We start from the raw sequence: 20,392 nt of genomic DNA on the forward strand, positions 1-20,392 counted from the left end.
GGCGGGATGACCACCGACCACGCGGCCGAGACCCGGCCGGCAGCGGGCGACGAGCCGGAGTCCTTCGAGGACCTGGCCCGCCGGGTGGACGAGCTGCGCGACCGGGTGCGGCACGCCGACGCCGGCCCGCTGCTGGACGAGACCGTCGAGGCGATCACCGCCTTCAACCGGGCCGGGCTGGTCACGCTGGTGCAGCTGCTGCGGTCGGATCCCCGCGGGGTCGAGCTGCTCTACCGCGCGGTCGACGAGCCGGAGGTCATGGCGCTGTTCGTCGCGCACGGGATCGTCCGGGCCGACCGGACCGTGGAGGTGCTGCGCGCGGTCGAGCAGCTGCGGCCGTACCTGGTCGCGAGCAGCATCGAGCTGGACGTGGTCCGGGTCGCCGACGACGTGGCGGTCGTCCGCTACCCCACCGGGTGCAGCGCCCCCGCGCAGGAGGTCAAGGACGAGATCGCGCAGGTGCTGGTGAGCCGGGTGCCCGGGCTGCGGGCGGTGGAGGAGGCCGAGGCCGAGCAGTCGGGCGCCTTCGTCCCGCTCACCTCGCTGCGGGTGGGGCCGCCGTGACCGCGGTCCCCCCGGTCTGGCGCGCCACCCCCGGCGGCGCGGCCACGCACGGCGTGTCGGCGCGACCCCTGCTGCGCCTGGGTGCCGACGCCCCCGGAGGGTTGGCCCTGCCCGCCGCCACCCCGACGGCGACGCAGCTGTACGCCCCGCGCGGGGTGTGGACCGACGGCGAGCGCGTCGTGGTGGCCGACACCGGGAACCACCGGGTGCTGGTGTGGCACCACCGGCCCGACCGCGACGGGGCGCCCGCGGACGTCGTCCTGGGCCAGCCGGGCATGACCGCCGAGGGGCCGGCGGCCGGTGGCAGGTCCAGCGAGCGCGGACTGCACCTGCCCACGGGGGTGTCGGTCGTCGACGGCCGGCTGGTGGTCGCGGACGCCTGGCACCACCGACTGCTGGTGTGGGACGCGCTGCCGCAGGACGACTTCGCCGCACCGGACCTGGTGCTCGGACAGCCCGACGCCACGGCGGTGGCGGAGAACGCCGGCGGGGACGTGGGGCCGGCGACGTTCTACTGGCCCTTCGGCTTCGGCGTCGTCGCCGGCACGTTCTGGGTCACCGACACCGGCAACCGGCGGGTGCTGGGCTGGTCGGGCACCGGGGTCCCCGAGCCCGGACGGGAGCCGGACGTCGTCCTGGGGCAGGACGACCCGCGGTCGCGGGCGGAGAACCGCGGCGGGGCGGTCGGCCCGGCCACGTTCCGGTGGCCGCACGCGGTCGCCGGGGATGCCGGCACGCTACTGGTGGCCGACGCCGGCGACCACCGCGTCCTGGGCTGGACCCCGCCCCCCACCGCCCCCGCGCAACCCCCACCAGTGCCACGTTCGACCAGCCCGGGCGCCCCGCCCGCTGGCGGAGCGTTCCACCAGTGGGGTGACCGGGACGCGGACCTGGTGCTGGGGCAGCCGGACTTCACGACGGCGGCCGAGCTCACCTACCTGCCGCAGGGGCCCTCGCGCCTGCGGTTCCCGTACGGCATCGCCTCCGACGGGGGACGGCTCGCGGTCGCCGACACCGCCAACAACCGGGTGCTGCTGTGGGACGCGCTGCCGCGCACCGGATCCGCCGCTCCCGCGGACGCCGTGGTCGGCCAGCCGGACTTCGACCTGCACGGGGAGAACCGCTGGGCGACGGTCGAGGACGACAGCCTGTGCTGGCCGTACGGCCTGTGCCTGTCCGGCGACCTGCTCGCGGTCGCGGACTCGGGCAACAACCGGGTGGTGCTGTGGCGCCTGGGGTGACGGTCGTGCGGGTCGGCGTGCGGGTGACCGGAGTCGTCCAGGGCGTGGGCTTCCGCCCGTTCGTGCACGGGCTGGCGACCGGACTGGGCCTGGCCGGCCACGTCGGCAACGACGCCCAGGGCGTCTTCGTCGAGGTCGAGGGACCCGACCCGGCGATCGCGGAGTTCGTCCGCCGGGTCCGGGACGAGGCGCCACCGCTGGCGGTCGTCGAGTCGGTGACCACGACGCCCGTCGATCCCACCGGGGTCCCCGGGTTCGTCATCGTCACCAGCCGCGAGGGCGACGCGGCAGCCGACGTCGCCCTCATCCCTCCCGACACCGCCGTCTGCCCGGACTGCCTCGCCGACGTCGCGGACCCCGGGAACCGCCGCTACCGCTACCCCTTCACCGCCTGCACCTACTGCGGTCCGCGCTACACCATCGTCACCGGGCTGCCCTACGACCGGCCCTTCACGACGATGGCGGCGTTCCCGCTGTGCGCGGACTGCGCTCGCGAGTACGAGGACCCGGCCGACCGGCGGTTTCACGCCCAGCCCACCGCGTGCCCGCGCTGCGGGCCGACCCTGCGATGGCGCGACCCGGACGGCGCGGACGGCCTGCACGCCGACGCCGCCCTCGCCGCCGCGCAGGACGCCCTCGCGCAGGGACGCATCGTCGCCGTGAAGGGCGTCGGGGGCTACCACCTGGCCTGCGACGCCCGGGACGCCGCCGCCGTGCACCGGCTGCGCGACCGGAAGGCGCGCGGGGACAAGCCGTTCGCGGTGATGGTGCGCGACCTCGACGCAGCCCGCTCCCTGGTCCACCTCGACCCGGAGGCCAGCGCGCTGCTCACGTCACCGCAGGCGCCGATCGTGCTGGCCCCGGTCCGCGACGACGACGCCGCGGCCTCCGTCCGGAACGCCGTGGCGCCGCACCAGGGCTTCCTCGGCGTGCTGCTCCCCTACTCGCCGCTGCACCACCTGCTGCTGTCCCCCCACCCGGACCGCCCCGCCGGGCGGGTGCCCGACGTCGTGGTGATGACGAGCGGCAACCTCTCCGACGAGCCGCTGGCCATCGACCCCACGGAGGCGGAGGAGCGGCTGGCCGGCATCGCCGACGCCTTCCTGCACCACGACCGCGGCATCCACGTGTCCTGCGACGACTCGGTCGTGCGCGTCGTCGACGGCGACCGCCAGCCGGTGCGCCGCAGCCGCGGCTACGCGCCGATGCCGGTCCGGCTGCCGCTGGACTCGCCGCCGGCGCTCGCGGTGGGCGGGGAGCTGAAGACCACCGTGTGCGTCGCGTCCGGCCGGCGGGCCTGGATGAGCCAGCACATCGGCGACACCGCCAACCTGGAGACCCTGGCCCTGCTGGAGCGGACCGCGGACACGCTGTCCGCACTCGCCCGGGTGGACCCGGGACTGGTGGTCGCCGACCTCCACCCCGGCTACCTGTCCCGGCGCTGGGCCGAGCAGCGGGCGGCCGCCACCGGTGCGCGGCTGCGCCTGGTCCAGCACCATCACGCCCACCTCGGGTCGCTGCTCGCCGAGCACGGCGTAGCTCCCGGCGAGCCGGTGCTGGGCGTCGCGTTCGACGGCACCGGCTACGGCACGGACGGCACCATCTGGGGCGGCGAGCTTCTGCTCGGGTCGTACCAGGAGGTCGAGCGGGTCGGCCACCTGCGCCCGGTGTCGCTCCCCGGCGGCGACGCGGCGATCCGCCGCCCCGCCCGCACCGCGCTGGCCCACCTGGCCGCCGCAGGCGTCGACGCGGACACCGGCATCCCGGCCGTGGCCGCCTGCGATGACGTCGAGCTGCGGGTGGTGGGCCGGCTGCTGCAGACCGGCGCCGGCTGCACCCCGACGACGTCGGTCGGCCGGCTGTTCGACGCGGTCGCCAGCCTGCTCGGCGTGCGGCACGACGCGTCGTACGAGGGTCAGGCCGCCATCGAGCTGGAGGCGCTCGCGGCCGGCGCGGACCCGGGGCCGGACGGGGCGGCCTGGCGGATGGCGGTGGAGCGCGACGACGCCGGCGCGCTGGTCATCGACCCGCGACCGGCGGTCCGCGCGGGCGCCGCGGCGACCCGGGCGGGTGTCGCGGCGCCCGCGGCCGCACGGGCCTTCCACGAGGCGCTCGCGGACGCGGTCCGGGACGCAGCGGTCCTGGTCCGCGCCGAGACCGGCGTCGTCCGGGTCGGGCTGACCGGGGGCGTCTTCCAGAACTCCCTGCTCACGGCCGCGTGCCGGGGCAGGCTTGAGGCGGCGGGCCTCACGGTGCTGGTGCACCGGGTGGTCCCGCCGAACGACGGCGGACTGGCGCTCGGGCAGGCGGCTGTCGCAGCATCGGGTGGCGGTGTGGCCGGCGGAGGAGGGACCTGACATGTGCCTGGGAGTACCCGGACGGGTCGACGAGGTGTGGGAGGCCGACGGGACGCGGATGGCGACCGTCGACTTCGGCGGCGTGCGCAAGGAGGTGTGCCTGGCGTACGTGCCGGACGTGGCCGTCGGGGACTACACGATCGTCCACGTCGGCTTCGCGCTGACGAAGCTCGACGAGGCGTCGGCCAAGGAGACCCTGGAGCTGTTCAAGAGCGTCGGGCTGCTCGACGAGGAGCTCGGCGTCACCTACGACCCGCGGTAGCGCGGCGGCCACGATGAAGTACCTCGACGAGTTCGCCGACCCCGACCTGGCCCGCGCCCTGCTGGACGAGATCACCCGCACCGTCACCCGCCCATGGGCGGTGATGGAGGTGTGCGGGGGCCAGACCCACACGATCATCCGCAACGGCATCGACCAGCTGCTGCCCGACGGCGTCGAGCTGATCCACGGCCCCGGCTGCCCGGTCTGCGTGACCCCGCTGGAGATGATCGACCGGGCGCTGGAGATCGCGTCCCGCCCCGACGTCATCTTCTGCTCGTTCGGCGACATGCTGCGCGTCCCCGGCTCCAGCACCGACCTGTTCCGGGTCAAGGGCGCGGGCGGCGACGTGCGGATCGTGTACTCGCCGCTGGACGCCGTGCGCATCGCCCAGGCCAACCCGGACAAGCAGGTGGTCTTCTTCGGCATCGGCTTCGAGACCACGGCGCCCGCGAACGCGATGACCGTGCAAATGGCGCGGCGCCTGGGCCTGGACAACTTCTCCCTGCTCGTCTCGCACGTGCTCGTGCCCCCGGCCATCACCGCGCTGATGGAGTCCCCCACCCGACGGGTGCAGGGCTTCCTCGCCGCGGGGCACGTGTGCACGGTGATGGGCGTGTCGGAGTACGAGCCGCTGGTGCAGCGCTACTCCGTGCCGATCGTGGTCACCGGGTTCGAGCCGCTGGACGTGCTGGAGGGCATCCGCCGGGTCCTGCTGCAGCTGGAGCAGGGCCGCGCCGAGCTGGAGAACGCCTACCCCAGAGCCGTTCAGCCACAGGGGAACCCGGCCGCGCAGGCGGTGGTGCGCGACGTGTTCGAGACCTGCGACCGGGCCTGGCGCGGGATCGGCACGATCCCGATGTCGGGCTGGCGGCTGGCGCCGGAGTGGGTCGAGTTCGACGCGGAGAAGCGCTTCGACGTGGAGGGCATCACCACCGAGGAGTCGCCGCTGTGCCGCTCCGGCGAGGTCCTGCAGGGGCTGATCAAGCCGTACGAGTGCGAGGCGTTCGGCCAGCAGTGCACCCCGCGCTCGCCGCTGGGCGCGCCGATGGTGTCCAGTGAGGGCGCCTGCGCCGCCTACTACCAGTTCCGCCGGCTGGCCCAGCCGGCCGGGACGTGACGCGGACCAGGCCGACGTGAGCGAGTACCTGGACCTGGAGAACTGGTCCTGCCCGATGCCGCTGCGGGACCACCCGCACGTCGTGATGGGCCACGGCGGCGGGGGGCGGCTGTCCGGCGAGCTGGTGCAGCACCTGTTCCTGCCCGCGTACGGCAGCGGCGACGGGGTGCTCTCGCAGCTGGGTGACGCCGCCGTCGTCGGCGTCGGCGGTCAGCGGCTGGCGTTCAGCACCGACTCGTACGTGGTCCGCCCGCGCTTCTTCCCCGGCGGCAACATCGGCGACCTCGCGGTCAACGGCACGGTGAACGACCTGGCGATGACCGGTGCCCGGCCGCTGTTCCTGTCGGTGGGGATGGTGCTGGAGGAGGGGCTGTCCCTGGACGAGCTCACCCGGATCGCGGCGACGATGGGGGAGGCAGCGCGCCGGGCCGGGGTGGAGATCGTCACCGGAGACACCAAGGTGGTGGACGCCGGCCACGGCGACGGGTTGTTCGTCAACACGGCGGGGGTCGGCGTCGTGCCGGACGGGGTGGACCTGGGCCCGGGCCGGGTCCGGCCCGGCGACGCGGTCCTGGTGTCCGGTCCGATCGGGCTGCACGGCATCGCCGTGCTGTCGGTGCGCGAGGGCCTGGAGTTCGGCGCGGACGTGGCCACCGACTCCGCTCCGCTGGCGGCGCTGGTCGCCTCCCTGCTCGACGCCGGCGTGGACGTGCACATGATGCGCGACCCGACCCGCGGCGGGGTCGCCGCGTCGCTGAACGAGATCGCGACCGCCGCCGGCGTCGGAGTGGTCCTCACCGAACGGGCGGTGCCGGTGCCGGACGCGGTCCGGGCGGCGTGCGGCTTCCTCGGCCTGGACCCGCTGTACGTCGCGAACGAGGGCCGACTGGTGGCGTTCGTGGCGCGCGAGCACGCCGAGCGGGCCCTGGCCGTCCTGCACGCCGACCCGCTGGGGGCGGGGGCGGCGCTCATCGGCGAGGTCACCGAGGAGCACCCCGGCGTGGTGGTCGCCCGGACCGGGATCGGCGGCACCCGCGTGGTCGACCTGCCGCTGGCCGAGCAGCTGCCGCGGATCTGCTGACCGGATCTGCTGACCCCCGGGGCCTACCTCAGCCCGGGCGGCTCGGGCTCCGGCGCCGGCAGCCGGGTCGGGGACGCGGGCGCGGGCGCGCCGAGCAGCAGGCCCTGCGCGAACCGCACCCCGACGCGGCGGGCCAGGGCGACCTGGTCGGGGTGCTCCACGCCCTCGAGCACCACGTCCGCCCCGATGGCGTCCGCCACCGAGGCCAGCGCGGCCAGGATCGCCTCGTCGCGGCGTCCCGGGTGCAGGCTCACCAGCGTCCGGTCCACCTTGACCAGGTCCACCGGGAGGTCATGCAGGTAGGACATGGTGGCGAAGCCGCTGCCGAAGTCGTCGATGGCGACGCGCAGCCCAAGGTCCCGCAGGGCGCGCACCTGCGCGGCGGCGCGGCCGCGGCCGGCCAGGTCCTCGGTCTCCAGGATCTCCAGCGCGAACCGCTGCCCGGAGACGCCGTGGCGGCGCAGCGCCGCCGCCACCGTGCCGACCAGGTCGGTCTCCACCAGCTCCCAGGGGGACACGTTGAGCCCGACCCGGAAGTAGTCCAGGTCGGCCACCCGTTCCCACACCGCGACCTGCCGGGCGGCCTCGTCGACCACCCAGGCCACCAGCCGGTCCGAGGCGTCCGCGTGCAGCCGACCCAGGAACTCGGGAGGGGCCAGCAGGCCACGCTTCGGGTGTCGCCAGCGCAGCAGCGCCTCGGCCCCGCCGCACCGCCAGTCGGTCACGTCGACGACCGGCTGGTAGTGCAGCAGCAGCTCGCCGCTGTCGATCGCCTCGACCAGGTCCGCCGACGTGATGGGGGCCAGGGCACCCGCGGCCTCGGCCTCGTCGTACACCACGGTGACGGCCGGCCCGCCGGGGTGGGCCGACGTCCGCGCCTCCGCCAGCGCCGCCGCCGCGTCCCGCAGCACCGTGTCGGCGTCGTCGGCGGGAGACACCACCACGCCGATGCACACCCGCGCGCCGCCGGCCCGCTCCGACAGGCGGGGGACCGTCTCGGCCCGCAGCCGGTCCAGGAAGACGCCGATGGCGTCGGCGTCCGAGAGCCCCTCGGCCAGCAGGGCGACCAGCCCGGGACCGGCGTCCACGACCCGGTCCCGGTCGCGCACGACGGTGCGCAGCAGCGCGGCCACCTCGGCGGCCAGGTCTCCCGTCTCGGTGCGGGTGACGACGGTGGGGTCACCGGGCGCCACCGCGAACTCCAGCAGCGCCAGGGCGAACGACGCACCCTCACGCGCCCGGCCCACCGCGCGACGCACCTCGGCGGCCAGCTCCCCGTCGTCGTCCGGCGGGCCGGCCGTCACCCGCCCCGGGCCGGCCCGAGCGCGGTCCTCCCCCGCGCCGCGCGCTCGGCGCACCGCCGGCTCGGTCTCCCGGCGCAGCCAGCACACCGCGTGGTCGGTGTCGACGCCGACCACGTCGTAGCGCACGGTCGCCACCACCGAGCCGTCCGGGTCGCGCAGGACCGCGGTCCCGGCGGGCTGGCCGCCGTCACGTGCCCGGCGCAGCAGGTCCGCGGCGTCCACGTCGGCGCAGGAGCTCAGGGCGTCGACCGCGCGGGCGCCGAGCAGGTCCACCGCCGCCGGGTTGGGGCTCATCCGGACCCCGCCGGGCTCGGCCGCGAGCAGCATCCCGGGTGCGGGCGAGGACGCCAGGACGGCCCACGCGGCGGCCGGGTCGGGGGACACGGACACCGTCAGTCCGGTGACGTGGAGCGGTCCGGCTGCGTCGAGCGCGGGCGGCACCACAACCGGATCGCGCCCTCGAGCGCCGACTTGTTGATCGGCTTGGACAGGAAGCCGTCCATCCCCGCGCGCTCGGTGTCCAGCAGCGCGTCCCGGGTGGCGTTCGCCGTCAGCGCCAGGATCGTCGTACGCCGCGCGCCGGCCGCCTCGCGCGCCCGGATCCGGCGGGTGGCCTCCAGGCCGTCCATCTCCGGCATCCGCACGTCCATCAGGATCAGGTCGTAGTCCCCGCGCTGCACGGCCGCCACCGCCTCGACCCCGGTGGCGGCCTGCTCGGTGTCGCAGCCGATCTTCCCCAGGATCGCGGTGACCAGGACCCGGTTGACGTCGTTGTCCTCCGCGAGCAGCACCTTCGGCCGCCAGCCGAGGGCACCGCCGGGAGGCGCCGCGGGCACCGCGGGAGCGGGGAGGGCCGCCACCGACGGGTCCGGCAGGCCGAGCACCGCGGTGAACCAGAACCGCGAGCCCCGCCCCGGCTCGCTGTCGACGCCGATCTCGCCGTCCATGCGCTCCACCAGCCGCCGCGCGATCGACAGGCCGAGCCCCGAGCCGCCGTACCGGCGCGTCGTGGAGGCATCCGCCTGGACGAACGGCTGGAACAGCTTCTCGGCGTCCTGCCGCGTCATCCCGATGCCGGTGTCGCGCACCTCGAACCGCAACCGGACCGCGCTGGCGTTGGCGTCCAGGCCGTCCGCGGGGAGCGCGTCGTCGACCTCGAGCCGGATGTCGACCGTGCCGCTGTCGGTGAACTTGACCGCGTTGGACAGCAGGTTGAGCAGCACCTGCTGCAGCCGGACCGGGTCGCCGATGACGACCGGCGGCACGGCGTCGGCGGCCGACCAGCCGAGGTCGAGACCCTTGGCCTCGGCCCGGCCACTGACCATGCCCAGGGACCGACCCACGAGGTTGCGGGGGTCGACCTCCAGCGCCTCCAGCTCCAGGTGCCCCGCCTCGATCTTGGACAGGTCCAGGATGTCGTTGACCAGCGCGAGCAGCACCTCCGCGCCGTCCCGCTGCCGCTGGGCGAGTTGGTGCTGCTCACCGTCGAGCTCGGTGTCCAGCAGCAGGTCGGTCGCGCCCAGGATCGTGGTCAGCGGAGTGCGTAGCTCGTGCGTGATGGTCGCCAGGAAGTCGCTCTTCGCGTGGGATGCGGCCACGGCGGCGTCCCGGGCCTCGCGGGCCTCGCGCTGGGCCCGGGTGAGCCGGGTGACGTCGAACGCGGTCATGACGACGCGTTCCTCGTCCACCCGGGAGATGACCACCTCCTCGACCCGGGTCTCGCCGTCGGCCCCGTGCGCCGGTCGGGTGACCGTCATCCGGTGCGGAGCCGCGTCGTCAGCCGCCGCGACGATCTCGTCGTACAGGCCGGAGTCCTCCGCGCCCGGGTCCGCCACCAGCAGGTTGAGCCCGACGACGTCGCGGACCTCCAGCCCCGGCGGGCAGGCCGGCTCGTTGAGGAAGTCGTACGTCAGCCCCACGACCGCGCCACCGGTGCTGCGATGCACGCGCAGCACCGCGAACGGGTTGGGCGAGCTGTCCAGGGCCACGTACAGCAGTCGACGCGCGCGGGACGCGAGCATGGCGGCCTGGTGGACCTGCTCCTCCAGCCTGCGGGTCTCCCCGAGGTCGCGCAGCACGACCAGCACCGAGGCGTCGTCCACCGGCATCGTCGACCAGTCCAGCTCGGCCCACCCGCTGGCGACCTGCACCGCGCGCCGGCCGTGTGCCCGGCCACCGTCCGTCAGCGCGGAGGCCGCCAGTTCGGCCAGGGCCGCCCCGGCGGGGTCGTCCGGGTCGACCACGACCCCCGGGGCCAGCGCGGGCACCAGCACTCGGGCCGCCTCGTTGGCGGTCTCCACCACCCAGCCGGTGCTGTCGGGCAGGTCCGGGCGCAGCGCGTGCAGCATGACCAGCCCGTCCGGCAGCGCGTCCAGCGTGGCGTCCAGCCGGGCCCGGGCGGTGGCCTCGGAGCGGCGTAGCCGCTCCCGCTCGGTGCGGTCCACGAAGAACGCGACCATCCGGTCGGGGGGCACCGGTGCCTGGTGGAACTCCACGACGCGACGCCCCCCGGTGCCGTCGGGCAGCGTCATCGAGCCGGTCACCGAGTCCCGCCACCGGCCCGCGTCGACGTGGTAGCCCCACAGCGCGTCGGCCACCTCCGGCTGCAGGGTCCGGATGCTCGACCCCAGCCTCCAGCCCGGCGGGAGGACGGCGGTGAACAGGTCCAGCGCCGCCCGATTGGCGTGCTCGACGACCATGTCGACGACCTCGCCGTCGGCGTCGATCACCACGCGGTCGACCACCGCGGCCATCGGATGGGCGTCGACCAGCGCGGCGATCGGGTCGTCGCCGGGAGCAGCCACGCCTGGCAGCCTAGGGCGGTCGGGGCGCAGTTGCCCGGCCTGTGCGCGGTCCGCCGGGGGTGCTCGAGCCTCGCCGCCCGTTCGTGCTAGGAGGCGCCGAACGCCGAGCCGGGGCCGCTCACGTCCAGGCCGCCGTCGGCCACGACCGTGGTACCCGTGATGTAGTCCCCGGCCGGGGAGAGCAGGAACGCGATCACGGCGGCGACCTCGTCGGCGGCCTGCAGCCGGGCCAGCGGCACGATCTGCGCGATCTGGTCGGGGTCCAGGCCGTAGCGCTCCCACGCCGGGGTGTGCACGATGCCCGGTGCCACGGCGGCCAGCCGGATCCCGTGCCGGCCCCACTCCACGGCGAGGGTCCGGGTCAGGCTCTCCACGGCCGCCCGCGCGGCCGAGGAGTGCGCCATCCCCGGCATGCCGCGGCGCGGCGTCATGGTGACGCTGACGACCTTGCCGTACCCGGCGGGGATCATCGAGCGGGCCGCCACCTGGGTGGTGACGTACCAGGTCGCGTCCAGGTTCAGCCGGGTGACGGCGCGGAACCCCTTGGGGGTGATCTGCTCGGCGGGCGAGACGAACTGGCCGCCGGCGTTGTTGACCAGCAGGTCGACCCGGCCGAACGCATCGAGCACCCGGTCCAGCATCGCGTCGACCTGGTCGGTCTCCCGCACGTCGCACGACACCGGGAGCAGCTCGGGGCGGTGCGGCAGCTCGCGGGCGACCTCGGCCGTCTCGGCCAATGCCTCCAGCCGCCGGCCCACCACCGCGACCCGGGCCCCGAGTCGGGCCAGCAGCACCGCGGTGGCCCGGCCGATGCCGGACCCGCCCCCGGTGACCAGGGCGGTCCGGCCCTGCAGGCAGCCGTCGCGGAGGGTCGCCAGCGCCGCGGCGTTGGTGGGGGCGGTCATGGCCCCACCCTAGGAGCGGGGGCCGGGGGCCCGTGGTCGGGTCCGCCGTGGTGGGGCGGGTGCCCGAGGACGCGCCGGCCGGCGGCGATCGCGGTGGGCACGTCGGCGTCCATCGCCACCGCGCCGACCAGGGCCTGCACCGAGTCGGCCACGTCCCGGTCGATGTCGGCACGCCGCCGACGCCGGGACCCCCGACCCTGGGAGCCCTGCCGGAGCGGGCGCAGCCCCAGCCGCGCCCCGGCCGCGGCGAGCCGGTGGTTGTTGTCCAGCGCGCGCCGGCGTTCCGACAGCACGCCCTCGTCGGCCGTCGGCAGTTCCTCGTACAGCGCGGTCGCCGACGAGGCCTCCAGCACCGCGTCCCCGAGCAGGGCCAGGCGGCGGCGCTGCGCTCCCGGCTCGACCGCCCAGGCCGCCCAGCCGGGGGTCGCGAAGCCGTGCCCGAGGGCGCCCTCGAGCCGGGCCAGGTCGGCGGGCCCGCGGCCGGGGGGCCGGGTGACCCGCACCTGCTGCTCCGACAGCACCGGATCGGTGACCAGGTGGCGGGCGACCGCGGCCGCGGCGACCGGCCCGGCGTCCACCCAGGCGGCGCCGATGCAGGCCTCGACCCGGTCGGCCAGCCGCTGCGAGGAGGCCCGGAACCCGCCGACCGGAGGCAGTCCGGACACCCGGGCGACGCGGGTCAGCGCCCGGTCGCTCACCAGCTGCTGGCGACGGTCGGAGACCGCGCCGAGGTCGGGGTTGTCCCAGCGCTGGCGCTCCAGCAGTGCCCGCACGGTGACCGCGTCGAGCAGCGAGTCGCCGACCCACTCCAGCCGCTGGAACAGCGGTCCGCGCGGGTCGACCAGCGCGTGCACCAGCTCGGGGTCGCGCAGCCGCAGGCCGAGGGCGTCGTCGAGGCGCTCCACCCGCTCGGCCTCGGCCGGGTCGAGGTCGGCCCGCCAGTCCGGCCGCTCGGGCGGGTGCCCGGTGGGCGGCTGAGCGGTCACGGCGTCATGCTGCCGCGCCCGGGGGGCGTGCGGGTGCCCGGGGTCAGGGCTGCAGCGCCGGCACCCGGCCGAAGAACACGTGACTGGACCAGATCGGCACCCTGCTCACGACGTCGCCGGTGCGCGGGGAGTGCCACACCCGGCCGCCGCCGGCGTAGATGGCCGCGTGGTAGACCCGACCGCCGGAGTGGAAGAAGACCATGTCGCCCCGCTTGGCCTGGGAGCGTGGGATCGGGGTCGTGGAGGCCCACTGGTCGCGGGACACCCGGGGCAGCGAGATGCCGACCTGGCGGAACACGTACGAGGTGAACCCGGAGCAGTCGAAGCCGGTGTTCGGCGACGTGCCGCCGGCGCGGTAGGGGATCCCGGCCAGCCGGGCCGCCTCGACCATGATCTGGATCCGGGTGGCGCGGATGGCGGCCGCGCGGGCCTGGGCGCGGGATGCCGCCTGCTCGGCCCGGCCGTACGCGGCCGACGCGTCGGCGGACCCGCCGGACCCGCCGCTTCCGTCGGCGCGGGGGACGGCGACGGCCGCCGGGGTGGTCGCGGCGGCCGGGGTGGCCGCGGTGGCGGGGGATGCGGGCAGGACCAGGCCGGCGGTCAGCAGTCCGGCAGCCAGGGCGGCCGCGACTGCGGCCGGGCGGCGCGAGGGACGCACGGGGCTTCCTCTCCGACGCCTGCGAGGTGAGCTGTCGGGTTCGGACCGGGAGGTGGCCCGGCCGTCCGGCGTGCGCCGTCCGGCTTCACCCCGAGGACTCCGCGGAGGAGCCCGGTGGTGGGTCCCCCGCTCCCGCCGCGCGTGGTTGTGCGGGTGGCCCGCGGGCGGCGGCGGGACTCGGCGTTCCGCCCGGGGTGGCCCCCTCCCTCGGAGGCCGAGGGCGAGGCTAGCGAAGTGTCACGCGTAAGTCACGACCGGGTCACGGTCGTGACTCCGGGGTGCTGCCACGACCGGGTCACGGTCGTGACTCCGGGGTGCTGACAGCGAGGCGGGTGCTCAGGCCAGCGCGAGGAACAGCTTCTCCAGCTGCTCGGGCGTCATCGGGGGCGCCTCGCCCCGCTCCTGGGCGGCCGCGCACTGCTGCAGGCCGTTCGAGACGATCTTGAAGCCGGCCCGGTCGAAGGCCCGCGACACCGCGGCCATCTGGGTGACGACCTCGCCGCAGTCGCGGCCCTCCTCGATCATCGCGATGATCCCGGCCACCTGGCCCTGGACCCGGCGCAGCCGCGTGACCACGTCGCGGCGGCAGGCTTCCTCGATCTGCATGGGGACTCCTCCACGCGACGGGGGCGCCGGATCGGTGCCCTACCCCCCAGGGTACGCGCCGACCGCGGCCGGCGGGGCCGGACGCGTCCGCGCCGCCCACGCGTCGTTCCGCCGGGGGGCGGGAACCGGCCAGGTCAGCTCGGCACGTCGACGAACACGTACGCCGCCACGTCGTGGCCGAGCTCGACGTACTCCCCCGCACTGCCGACGAGGACGCCGCCGGGGGCGCGCAGCACCTTGACCGAGCCACCGGGGACCGCGCCGGCGCGGCGCAGCAGCGCCATCGTCTGCGGGTCGTTCTGCACCGGCTCCCCGATCCGCCGCACCACCACGCGCGCCACCTCGTCGCGCGCCGCCTGATCCAGCGGGGCCAGGCCCGCGTCCGCGGCCGCCGTCGCCGGCGACCCGTCCGGGACCTCGCCGAGCTCGTCCAGTCCCGGGATCGGGTTGCCGTACGGCGAGGTGGTCGGGTGATCGAGCAGCTCCAGCAGCCGGCGCTCGACCGAGTCGGAGATGACGTGCTCCCATCGGCAGGCCTCGGAGTGCACGTCCGCCCAGTCCAGCCCGATGACGTCCACGAGCAGGCACTCGGCCAGCCGGTGCTTGCGCATGACCCGGGTCGCCAGCTCCCGGCCGGCCGGGGTCAGCTCGAGGTGTCGGTCGCCCTCCACCGTGAGCAAGCCGTCGCGCTGCATCCGGGCCACCGTCTGGCTGACGGTCGGGCCCGACTGGCCCAGCCGCTCCGCGATCCGGGCCCGCAGCGGGGTGATGCCCTCCTCCTCGAGCTCGAAGACGGTGCGCAGGTACATCTCCGTCGTGTCGATGAGATCGCTCACTGCACATCCTCGTTCGGGGCCGGGTCCGGGCCGCCGGTCCGCCGGCCGCGCCGCCCCCATTCTGTCGTCCCTCCGGCGTGTCGTCCCTCCGTCTGCCGTCCCCTCCGGTCTGTCCCCGGTGCGGGCGAGCCCCGGGATGCCGGGGTGGCCGGGCTGGCCTAGCGTTCCCGCGTGCCGACCCTGCTGTGGTTCCGCCGTGACCTGCGGGTCCACGACCACCCGGCCCTGCTCGAGGCCGCCCGCGAGGCGGCGGCCGACGGGGACGGCCGGGTGCTGCCCCTGTTCGTGCTGGACCCCGCCGTGTGGGATCCGGCCGGCCCGGTCCGTCGCGCCTACCTGCTGCGCTCGCTGGCCGCGCTGCGCGCGGACCTCGGCGGCACCCTGCTGGTCCGCGCCGGCGACCCGAGCGCGGTGGTGCCCGCCGTGGCGGCCGACTCCGGCGCCGGCTCGGTGCATATCAGCGCCGACTTCGGGCCGTACGGGTCCGCCCGCGACCTACGGGTCGAGGCCGGCCTGGCCGGGGACGGCCGCCGACTGGTCCGGACCGGGTCGCCGTACGCGGTCGCGCCCGGCCGGGTCACCAAGGACGACGGGACGGCGTTCCGGGTCTACACGCCGTTCTTCAAGGCCTGGCTGCGGCACGGCTGGCGGGCGCCGGCACCGGACCCCGACCCGGCGCCCACCTGGTGGTCCCCCCGCGACGGCGACCCGCTGCCCGACGAGCCCGACCTCGGCGACCTGGTGCTGCCGCCCGCCGGGGAGGCGGCCGCGTACGCACGCTGGGACGCGTTCCGCGCCACCGGGCTGGCGGCGTACGCCGACGATCGCAACCGGCCCGACCTGCCGAGCACGAGCGCCCTCGGCCACCACCTGAAGTGGGGCGAGATCCACCCGCGAACGCTGCTGGCCGAGCTCGGGGACACCCCCGGCGAGGAGGTCTTCCGCAAGGAGCTGGCCTGGCGGGAGTTCTACGCCGACGTCCTCGCCCAGCGCCCGGAGTCCGCGCGCCACAGCCTGGACGAGCGGTTCGTCGCCATGACCTGGGACGCCGGAACGGCCGCGGACGAGGCGTTAGAGGCCTGGGCCGCGGGCCGCACCGGGTACCCGTTCGTCGACGCCGGGATGCGCCAGCTGCGAGCCGAGGGCTGGATGCACAACCGGCTGCGGATGGTGGTGGCGTCCTTCCTGGTGAAGGACCTGCACCTGCCCTGGCAGCGCGGCGCGCGGCACTTCCTGCACTGGCTGCGCGACGGCGACCTGGCGAGCAACAGCCACGGCTGGCAGTGGACCGCGGGCAGCGGCACCGACGCCGCGCCGTACCACCGGATCTTCAACCCGGTCACCCAGGGGCTGCGGTTCGACCCCGACGGCGACTACGTGCGGCGGTACGTCCCCGAGCTGCGCCACCTCCCCGGCGCGGCGGCGCACGAACCGTGGGACGCCGCCGACGGGTACGCCCACGGCTACCCGCCGCGGCTCGTCGACCACGCGGTCGAGCGCACCGTCGCCCTGGCCCGCCTGGACGCGGTGAAGGGGGACCCCGCGCGCCGGACCGGATGATGATCACCACGGGTGGCAGACTCCCGGCATGCACTCGATCGCCGTCCTCTCCCTCAAGGGCGGCGTCGGCAAGAGCACGGTGACCCTGGGTCTGGCTGGCGCGGCCGCGGCTCGGGGTCTGCGCACCCTGGTGGTGGACCTGGACCCGCAGGCCAACGCCACCGCCGCCCTGGACACCGGCGAGCACGAGTTCACCTCCGGCGACGTCCTGGCCGACGCGCGCGCCGGCATCGCCGCCGACGCGATCACCCCCACCGGCTGGGGGCCGCAGGTCGACGTCATCGCTGCCGACCGGGCGCTGGAGCACCGCAACGTCCCCGAGGGCCGGGACTCCTCGCTGCGGCTGCGGGTGGCGCTGTCCGGGCTGGAGACCAGGTACGACCTGGTGCTCGTCGACAGCCCGCCGTCCCTGGGGGAACTGACCCGCAACGCGCTCGCCGCCGTCGACCGCGCGCTGGTCGTCACCGAGCCCGGCTACTTCGCCCTTCAGGGCGCCGCCCAGGCGCTGGACGCGGTGTCGGTGGTCCGCTCCGCGGCCAACCTGGGGCTGCGCCCGGTCGGCATCGTGGTCAACCGGGTCCGTTCCCAGCACGCAGAGCACGCGTTCCGGCTGACCGAGTTGCGCGAGGTGTACGGCTCCCTGGTGCTGGACCCGGTGGTGCCGGACCGGTCGTGCATCCAGCAGGCCCAGGGTGCCGGGGTCGCGGTGCAGACCTGGCGCACACCGGCCGCGCGCGAGGTCTCCGACGTGTTCGACCGCCTCCTGACGCACGTGCTCGCCGCGCGCTGAGCCCGGCGTCGCCTGCTGCATCCCGGACCCCTTCCTTCAGGCCGCGGGCGTCAGTGCCCGCCCGACGCCGTCCGGCGGGTGGAACTCGAGCCGGTGGTCGGGGTGCCCGGTGATGCGCCATCGTCGTTCGTGGACCTCGTGGTGGTGCCACCAGCACAGTCCGACGAGGTTGGCCAGGTCGGTGGGGCCGCCGTGGGCCCAGTGCACGATGTGGTGGATCTCGTCGATCGGGCAGTCACAGCCTGGCCATCGACAACCGGTGTCGCGGTGGGTGACCGCGGCGCGTTGGGCGGGGCTGATGACGCGGGTGGTGCGGCCCACGTCGAGCACGGCGCCGCCCGGGTCGACCACGAGGCGGCGGATCGCGGCGTCGCAGGCGATGCGGCGCGCTCCGGCCGGCCCCAGCGGGACGGTGACGGCGCCGTTGGCCCCGGCGAGCGCGGCGGTGGGCCTGTCGTCGAGGGCCAGCTGCAGCGCGTCGGCCGCATCCGCCGCGTCGGCCGGGTCGGCGTGCTCGGCGAGGCGGGCGAGCTCGGCGGGGGTGACCGTGATCTGGACGACGGGCCTCGAGCCGCGCACGTCCGGGAGTCGGGACGGGCCGAGGGAGGCCTCGGCGGCGGCGAGCAGGCGAGCCAGGGCGTCGAGGTTGCGGATGCGCCGCGGCCGCCGGTCGCAGACCTGCCCGTCGGCGCCGGTGGACGCGGCGCCGTCTGACGCGGCGCCGGTGGACGCGGAGGCGGTGGACGCGGAGGCGCTGCCGGTGGATCCGGGGCCGCGGTCGGTCTGGTGGTCCGCAGGCGTGGCGCCGTCGGCGCGGCGGACGGCGAGGCCGGCGGATTGCAGGCAGGCCAGGAACGTCGCGCCGATGTCCGGGGGCAGGGTGGCCGCGACCTGGACCCAGCCGTCCATCAGGGTGGCCACGTCCAGCCCGGCGCGCTCGTGCAGCCGGTGGGCGTCGGCGTCGTCCACCGCGGCGGCGTCGACGCGGATCAGCAGCGCGGACAGGAACCGGCGCAGCTCCTGCGGGGTGTGGCACGCCGCGTAGTCGGCGATCGCGGGTTCGGCGGCGTCCAGCGCCGAGGACAGGGCGGGCACCCAGGCGTGGGCGTCGGCCACCGCGCGCAGGTGCTCGGTGCTGACCGTGCCGTCGGCCAGGCGCGCGGCGAGGTGGCGGTGCCGGGCGCACAGGTCCGCCACCCGGGCTCGCGCGGCGACCTCGCCGTGCCCGGCGCGGGTGTGCGTCCGCAGCCAGGCCTTCGCGTTGCGGGACCCGTCGCCGGCCCAGATCCCCGAGGCGGTGAACCGCCGCACCACCGCGGCGTCGACCGCGGCCAGCTTGGCCCGCACCCGCGCCAGCGCCTCCGCCGCGTCGGCCAGGTCCAGGTCGCCGGCGTCGGCCACCGCCGCGGAACCCAGCAGCCGGTCCAGGTCAGCCTCCACCCCGGCCACGGCCGCGACCAGCGGCAGCGCAGGCGGGACCACGGACGGCACGACGGACACCGGACGACCTCCACGACACGCAGGGCCCACCACGGACCCACGACGGTCCAGCAGATGGGGCGGGACGACGCAGCACCAGCGGCTGCAGCAGACGCGGAGAGAAGCTCGACACCAAGCGTGGGCGGGGGCCGGACGGCCCGGGTGTCCGACGTGCCGGTCGAGTAGAACGAATACTCGAACACCAGTACGAATAGTACGCCGGTCCGCGACCCCCGTCAACCCCTACCGCGAGGAATCCTGGGGCCGATTCCGGCGCCGCGCGAGCACCCGGTCGCCGATCCGCCACCGCATGCCGGAGGTCACGCCACCCGCGCGCCCGCTACTCCCCACGACGCCTCAGCCCAACTCGAACGACGTCAGCCCGAAGACCCGGCTCAGGTCCAGGCCGGGATCGGCGCCGCGGTACATCCGCACGCACGCGAACGCGGGCGTCATTCCCCGCTCCTGCACCATCGCCACGCCGAGCTCGTTCGGGTCCGGGACGTCGATGCTCACCTCGCCCCACGGCGCCCCGAGGACCAGCAGCGCGTCGAGCAGGTCCGCCGCCACGTCCGGGTCGTCCGCGAACAGCGGCGCGATCTTGGCCCCCGTGACGCACCGGCGGACCACGCCGTAGCCGAGCACCCGCCCGGACGCGCCCACGGCGACGCGCGCGGACGTCTCGGGCATCTCCAGCCAGGCCCGCAGGAACGCCTCGCGGGGCCCAGGGAACGCACGCACCCGCCGCTCGTACTCACCCACCGCCGCCACACCCACGTCATCGGCGTCCACCAGCGAGGCGCCGGAACGCGCGCCCACGGCACCCACCAGCGAGGCACCTACCAGGGACGCAACGACGGCCACCGACCAGCGGCGGCTGAGGTGCGCGCGGACGAACCCCAGCGACGCGTACAGGCCCTCCCGCTCGACCACGCCGTCCAGTCCCACGCTGGGCAGGTCGTCCACGTGCCGCAGGCCGATCTCGGACAGCCGGGTCCCGTAGCCGCGGCCCCGTTCGGTCGGCTCGGTGACATACAGCCCGCAGAAGCCGAACGCCTCCCCGTAGCGCACGGCAGACATGGTGGCGACCAGTTCGTCACCCCTCCGCAGGCCGAAGAAGCCGTCGGGGTCCTGGGCGAAGAACGGACCGGCGTCGTACCGGCCCGGCCGCCAGCCCTCCGCCGCGGCCCAGCGCAGCGCCAGCTCCACCACGGCCGGATCGCCGACCACGAGCGTCGGGTCCGCCTCGTCCCGGTCGCCGGCCGAGCCGGCGCTGTCCTCGGTCACGGGGAGCAGCCTCCCACCGCGCGGCAGCGGTCCGTGGGTCGCCGCGCGCCGTAGGGTCGGGTCCACCGGTGGTACGGGCACGAGCAGGAGGAGGCGCGACCCGTGGCGGAACGACGGCGCACCACACCCGGATCCGGCTCGAGCCCGCGACCGGCGCTGCGCAAGGCGCCGGACGCCTCGGTCCACCCCGCCGCCCCCGACTCGCCCACCACTCCGGGAGCGCAGGCGCAGGCGAGCGCCCCCGCCGCGAGCCGTGCCGCTCGACCCGGCGGCCTCCGGCACGCGGGGACGTCCGGCTCCCCGTCCGCGTCCCCGTCCGCGTCCCCGGCCGCCCGCGGTGGCGCGGACCCGGGGCAGCGCCGCATGGTCCGGGTCGGCTCGGCCACCTCCGACGTGCTGCGCGGCAAGGCCGGCGACAAGCTGGTCGAGATCACCGTCCGGCTGCCGAAGTCCCTGCGCAAGCAGCTGAAGGCCGAGGCGAAGGCCCGCGGGACCACCGTCGACGACCTGGTCGCGCACTGCCTCGCGCAGAAGCTGCTGCGCTGACCCGCTCCC

At 76.0% G+C, this 20,392-nt stretch carries 18 protein-coding genes and 1 riboswitch; of the genes, 9 read left to right on the forward strand and 9 right to left on the reverse strand.

Going from position 1 to position 20,392, the window contains the following annotated elements; all coding sequences use genetic code 11:
• The first annotated feature begins 6 nt into the window (after window positions 1-6).
• The 6 genes from R2737_06525 to hypE are packed head-to-tail and all read left to right on the forward strand — an operon-like array spanning window position 7 to window position 6,622.
• Complete coding sequence (locus R2737_06525) at window positions 7-564, forward strand: hypothetical protein (protein ID MEZ5115905.1); 558 nt, start codon at window positions 7-9, stop codon at window positions 562-564.
• Complete coding sequence (locus tag R2737_06530) at window positions 561-1,805, forward strand: NHL repeat-containing protein (GenBank protein ID MEZ5115906.1); 1,245 nt, start codon at window positions 561-563, stop codon at window positions 1,803-1,805. The genes R2737_06525 and R2737_06530 overlap by 4 nt, the downstream gene beginning before the upstream one ends.
• On the forward strand, window positions 1,802-4,162 hold the full coding sequence (gene hypF, locus R2737_06535; protein MEZ5115907.1) for a carbamoyltransferase HypF: 2,361 nt from the start codon (window positions 1,802-1,804) through the stop codon (window positions 4,160-4,162). The genes R2737_06530 and hypF overlap by 4 nt, the downstream gene beginning before the upstream one ends.
• A 1-nt stretch (window position 4,163) precedes the next feature.
• Complete coding sequence (locus tag R2737_06540; protein MEZ5115908.1) at window positions 4,164-4,424, forward strand: HypC/HybG/HupF family hydrogenase formation chaperone; 261 nt, start codon at window positions 4,164-4,166, stop codon at window positions 4,422-4,424.
• 13 nt (window positions 4,425-4,437) lie between these two features.
• Window positions 4,438-5,541, forward strand: a complete 1,104-nt coding sequence (gene hypD / locus R2737_06545; GenBank protein MEZ5115909.1) for a hydrogenase formation protein HypD — start codon at window positions 4,438-4,440, stop codon at window positions 5,539-5,541.
• A 16-nt stretch (window positions 5,542-5,557) separates the two neighbouring features.
• Window positions 5,558-6,622, forward strand: a complete 1,065-nt coding sequence (gene hypE / locus R2737_06550; GenBank protein ID MEZ5115910.1) for a hydrogenase expression/formation protein HypE — start codon at window positions 5,558-5,560, stop codon at window positions 6,620-6,622.
• Between the two features lie 23 nt (window positions 6,623-6,645).
• Here the strand turns inward: hypE and R2737_06555 are convergent, their stop codons facing one another.
• The 7 genes from R2737_06555 to R2737_06585 form a co-directional block, all read right to left on the reverse strand.
• Complete coding sequence (locus R2737_06555; protein MEZ5115911.1) at window positions 6,646-8,310, reverse strand: EAL domain-containing protein; 1,665 nt, start codon at window positions 8,308-8,310, stop codon at window positions 6,646-6,648.
• Window positions 8,311-8,318: 8 nt separating this feature from the next.
• Window positions 8,319-10,730, reverse strand: coding sequence for an ATP-binding protein (locus R2737_06560; GenBank protein MEZ5115912.1), 2,412 nt, complete (start codon window positions 10,728-10,730; stop codon window positions 8,319-8,321).
• Window positions 10,731-10,816: 86 nt separating this feature from the next.
• Window positions 10,817-11,635 carry an SDR family oxidoreductase gene (locus R2737_06565; GenBank protein ID MEZ5115913.1) on the reverse strand — a complete coding sequence of 273 codons (819 nt, stop codon included), beginning with the start codon at window positions 11,633-11,635 and terminating at the stop codon, window positions 10,817-10,819.
• On the reverse strand, window positions 11,632-12,621 hold the full coding sequence (locus R2737_06570; protein ID MEZ5115914.1) for a ribonuclease III domain-containing protein: 990 nt from the start codon (window positions 12,619-12,621) through the stop codon (window positions 11,632-11,634). Before R2737_06570 ends, R2737_06565 begins: the two co-directional genes overlap by 4 nt.
• Before the next feature lie 43 nt (window positions 12,622-12,664).
• Window positions 12,665-13,279 carry a C40 family peptidase gene (locus R2737_06575; protein MEZ5115915.1) on the reverse strand — a complete coding sequence of 205 codons (615 nt, stop codon included), beginning with the start codon at window positions 13,277-13,279 and terminating at the stop codon, window positions 12,665-12,667.
• Between the two features lie 3 nt (window positions 13,280-13,282).
• Window positions 13,283-13,429: riboswitch (cyclic di-AMP (ydaO/yuaA leader) on the reverse strand.
• A 186-nt stretch (window positions 13,430-13,615) separates the two neighbouring features.
• Window positions 13,616-13,885, reverse strand: a complete 270-nt coding sequence (locus R2737_06580; protein ID MEZ5115916.1) for a metal-sensitive transcriptional regulator — start codon at window positions 13,883-13,885, stop codon at window positions 13,616-13,618.
• Between the two features lie 134 nt (window positions 13,886-14,019).
• Window positions 14,020-14,721 (reverse strand): metal-dependent transcriptional regulator, encoded by a 702-nt coding sequence (locus R2737_06585; GenBank protein ID MEZ5115917.1) that lies wholly within the window; start codon window positions 14,719-14,721, stop codon window positions 14,020-14,022.
• 171 nt (window positions 14,722-14,892) lie between these two features.
• Between R2737_06585 and R2737_06590 the strand changes: the two genes are divergently transcribed.
• Together R2737_06590 and R2737_06595 are read left to right on the forward strand one after the other, a co-directional pair.
• Complete coding sequence (locus tag R2737_06590) at window positions 14,893-16,281, forward strand: deoxyribodipyrimidine photo-lyase (protein ID MEZ5115918.1); 1,389 nt, start codon at window positions 14,893-14,895, stop codon at window positions 16,279-16,281.
• Between the two features lie 28 nt (window positions 16,282-16,309).
• Window positions 16,310-17,071: a ParA family protein gene (locus R2737_06595; GenBank protein MEZ5115919.1), complete on the forward strand. Its 762-nt coding sequence runs from the start codon at window positions 16,310-16,312 to the stop codon at window positions 17,069-17,071.
• 36 nt (window positions 17,072-17,107) lie between these two features.
• On the opposite strand, the gene R2737_06600 is transcribed toward R2737_06595, so the two are convergent.
• Both R2737_06600 and R2737_06605 read right to left on the reverse strand, forming a co-directional pair.
• Window positions 17,108-18,571, reverse strand: a complete 1,464-nt coding sequence (locus tag R2737_06600; GenBank protein MEZ5115920.1) for an HNH endonuclease signature motif containing protein — start codon at window positions 18,569-18,571, stop codon at window positions 17,108-17,110.
• A gap of 336 nt (window positions 18,572-18,907) precedes the next feature.
• Complete coding sequence (locus tag R2737_06605) at window positions 18,908-19,837, reverse strand: hypothetical protein (protein ID MEZ5115921.1); 930 nt, start codon at window positions 19,835-19,837, stop codon at window positions 18,908-18,910.
• Window positions 19,838-19,939: 102 nt separating this feature from the next.
• On the opposite strand from R2737_06605, the gene R2737_06610 reads away from it, so the two are divergent.
• On the forward strand, window positions 19,940-20,383 hold the full coding sequence (locus R2737_06610; protein ID MEZ5115922.1) for a hypothetical protein: 444 nt from the start codon (window positions 19,940-19,942) through the stop codon (window positions 20,381-20,383).
• Window positions 20,384-20,392: the final 9 nt, after the last annotated feature.

The sequence above is a fragment of the Candidatus Nanopelagicales bacterium genome, from assembly GCA_041393815.1.
GTDB lineage: Bacteria > Actinomycetota > Actinomycetes > S36-B12 > JAWKJK01 > JAWKJK01.